Here is a 3,236-nt window from a genome sequence, read left to right on the forward strand (position 1 = left end):
TTTAATACGTATTCTTAATTTACCTAGTTTAAATAATTATTTTTTAACAAAACTATCAGCAATAGGTTTAGTGCTAATACCATGTATAAATACACTAAACAGAATAGTCGTCATTGCTATTGTCGCTATTTGATATTTGTTTTCTATTTGCGTATCTATCACCATCAATGTAAAAACAATTGATGCTAATCCTCTTGGCCCAAACCACGCAAATGTAAAACGCTCTTTAATACTCAATGCCGTAAACTGCAGAGACAGCATAACTGGAATTATTCTAATCAATGTTGTACTTAACAAAGCGTAAATTATAATTTCAGTATTTAATTTAGGAATAACTAAGTAAGCACAAACAAACCCGAACAAGCACCAAATCATTAACGATGTGAAATCTGCTATGTGCTCTGAGTCTTCAATTAATTCTGTTCTAACTTCTTCGGTCGAAAATTTATCAAATAATAAGCCTGCAATAAACACCGCAATAAAACCACTGCCATGAAAATACTGAGTGACAGAAAATACAGCCATTGCAAAACCGAGTAATAAAAATGGACTGGTATTTTGTGCAAAGTAATGACGTTTCATTGCAAAGTTTAAACTCGGTATGAAAACAGCAATACTTGTAATAGCTATTAATAAAGCCAAGCCAAGCTCTCGTCCAAACACACTTAATGTTTGTGTTGCAGTAATTGCTGAATCAGGATTTTTAGCAAGTAATATAAATATTAAAAAAATGGGTACGCATAATCCATCGTTCAAACCACTTTCAGTATTTATTCCTTCGCGTATTTTTTCAGGCACTTGTGTACTTGCTAGTAACCCTTTACTTAATGCTGCATCGGTAGGTGTTAAAATAATAGCGAGCAACGCCGCTTGAATAAGTGAAAGCTCAGCAAAGAAAAATAAAGCAACAGCAATACCAAGTAACAAAGTTAAGGGTAGGGCAACAAACAATAGTAAACTAGGATACTGAAAACTATGCCTTAATACACTTAGCTTTGATTTAGCTGCATCAGAAAATAAAAATATACTTAGCGTAAGCTCTATAAATGGTAATAAAAGATCAACACCTTCTTTTATTTTATCCCCTTCGTTGGGTAGCATTAAAGCTAAACATATTCCGCCAACAACAAAAAACATTGGGCCTGTTACTTCTGTTTTTTCTAACTGGCGAAGTGTTAAAGAATAAATTAAAAATAATCCGCCTATAAATGCTATTACTAAATACTCCATTAAATTTTCCTTTTAAGTCCTGACTTTGCTCGCTCTTTAATATTTGTTTGAATATAAATTTGATCGGTAGTCGCAATTTTAGAATGGCCTAAATCTTCCGATAAATGTTTAAGCGGTCTGGTTTGCGCATCATGTGTGGCACCAGTATGACGAAGCCAATGTGCAGTTGCAGCGCCAAGTTGTTCAGCATCATCTTTAAAACCATCATCAAGTAATGATTGCTGTGCATAATCAAAACTTTGTTGAACTAAACGCCTAATTTGCCTTACGGTCATACCACCTTGCCCGCGAATTTTATGAACTAAAGGATCTGATTCATCAACACGGGGAAGGGCAGGTAAACCTCTGTATAGTCTATAACGTTTTAAATATTCAACAAAATCATCGCTTAAGGTTACATCTCGTAATTTATTACCTTTTCCCATTATCCGTAAAAACCAAAAACCATCATTATCTTGCCAAAAATGAGACATCACCGGCGACCATTGTGGGCGCTCAGATAATTCTGAAATTCGTAAATAAAGACCTTTTAAGCAGGCAAGCGTAAATAAGTTTCGCTCTAAATCAGGGTTATGTTCGCATAAATCACGCGTTACACCAAAAACGTATTCCCATTGAATATCGCTTAATGTGTCTGGAATTTGAATTTGTGATTGAACAACTAAGTACGGACTATTTTTTTTAACAACAGGGACAAAGTTAGCAAATGTTTTTTCTTCTAATAAGGCAAACTTATAAAATACATTTAGAGCAGTAAACATAGACGATAAAGTTTGCTGACTAGCAATGGATTCTTTAAGCATAAAAGGGCGCCAGTTTTGGTTTAAACGACGAATTCCTCGTTCATCTTTATAACGCCATTGCACTGAAGTTGCAGCCCATGCTTTATCGGGTTCGACCATAAAATCAACGTAAGCTTCAATATCTTCACGTTTTAAATCGAATACTGATTTTTCTGCGATTAACCATGACCATAAATAAAAGCGTTCAAGCTCATTTCGAAAACGACTATAAGTGGCTTCTGACTTTCGGCCATAAACATATAAAAACTGATACAAGAATGTCAGATCAGCTTTTGATTCAGTTACAGTCAAGCCAATTTCCTGTATAAAGGATGCAAGTTCTGGGTATTCTGAATTGAGAGTACCGTCATCTAGATGGGCAATTTGATATCTTAATTGTTTTAACGTATCAACCAAAGCAACAAGCATAATGTATAAATATTCAATTAAATAATAGACTTACAGAATAACGTTAAAGTCCGATACTGTCTAGTATTGGACATAGTAAAGTTCTAATTATTTTAATACCGTGATTATTCTATGGTTGTTGGTTGCTATATCTTATTAAGGAAAACATTATGAAAAAACTAATTATACTAAGCGTACTTGCTTTAACAGTTGCGTTAACTGGGTGTGCTACTACAGGTAGTGCATCACCAAGCGAAAAACGTTCACTTGTACAAAGTATGAAAGCAAACACATTGGATAAATTATACGCTGAAAAACCTGATGTTAAAAAACAAATTGCTAACTCTGCTGGTTATGCTGTATTCGATAATGCGAATGTAAATGTAGTGCTTGCTAGCTTTGGCGGTGGTTACGGTGTTGTTAGAAATAATCTCACAGGTAAATCAACTTACATGAATATGGGCGAAGCCGGTTTAGGACTTGGCTTAGGCGTTAAAGATTTTAACGTTGTAATGGTTTTTCATAACCAAGCTGCATTAAACAGATTTATTGAACATGGTTGGGCATTTGGCGGAAACGCTGATGCAGCAGCAAAATATGAAGATAAAGGCGGTGCACTGGTTGCCGAAGCGATTGCAGATCAAGTTACTGTATATTCTGTAACCGAAAATGGCCTTGCACTACAAGCTGTATTAAAAGGAACTAAGTTTTGGGTTGATTCAGAGCTTAATTAACCACCAAATTACTCTCCTAAAAGCGAGCTGGTTTGTATAATCACGCTCGCTTTATTAAAATCCATTCAATTTAACATAACGT

At 34.9% G+C, this 3,236-nt stretch carries 3 protein-coding genes; 1 reads left to right on the plus strand and 2 read right to left on the minus strand.

Features of this window, described 5'->3' with window-relative positions:
- Positions 1 to 36: 36 nt before the first annotated feature.
- Positions 37 to 1,230 (minus strand): cation:proton antiporter, encoded by a 1,194-nt coding sequence (locus CXF76_RS00485; RefSeq protein WP_024590794.1) that lies wholly within the window; start codon positions 1,228 to 1,230, stop codon positions 37 to 39.
- Positions 1,230 to 2,441 carry a tyrosine-type recombinase/integrase gene (locus CXF76_RS00490; protein ID WP_024590795.1) on the minus strand — a complete coding sequence of 404 codons (1,212 nt, stop codon included), beginning with the start codon at positions 2,439 to 2,441 and terminating at the stop codon, positions 1,230 to 1,232. The genes CXF76_RS00485 and CXF76_RS00490 overlap by 1 nt, the downstream gene beginning before the upstream one ends.
- A gap of 149 nt (positions 2,442 to 2,590) precedes the next feature.
- Here CXF76_RS00490 and CXF76_RS00495 point away from each other — a divergent pair, with 149 nt between their 5' ends.
- Positions 2,591 to 3,154 carry a YSC84-related protein gene (locus tag CXF76_RS00495; protein ID WP_007583197.1) on the plus strand — a complete coding sequence of 188 codons (564 nt, stop codon included), beginning with the start codon at positions 2,591 to 2,593 and terminating at the stop codon, positions 3,152 to 3,154.
- Positions 3,155 to 3,236: the final 82 nt, after the last annotated feature.

Source organism: Pseudoalteromonas sp. 78C3 (genome assembly GCF_002836695.1).
GTDB classification, from domain to species: domain Bacteria; phylum Pseudomonadota; class Gammaproteobacteria; order Enterobacterales; family Alteromonadaceae; genus Pseudoalteromonas; species Pseudoalteromonas arctica.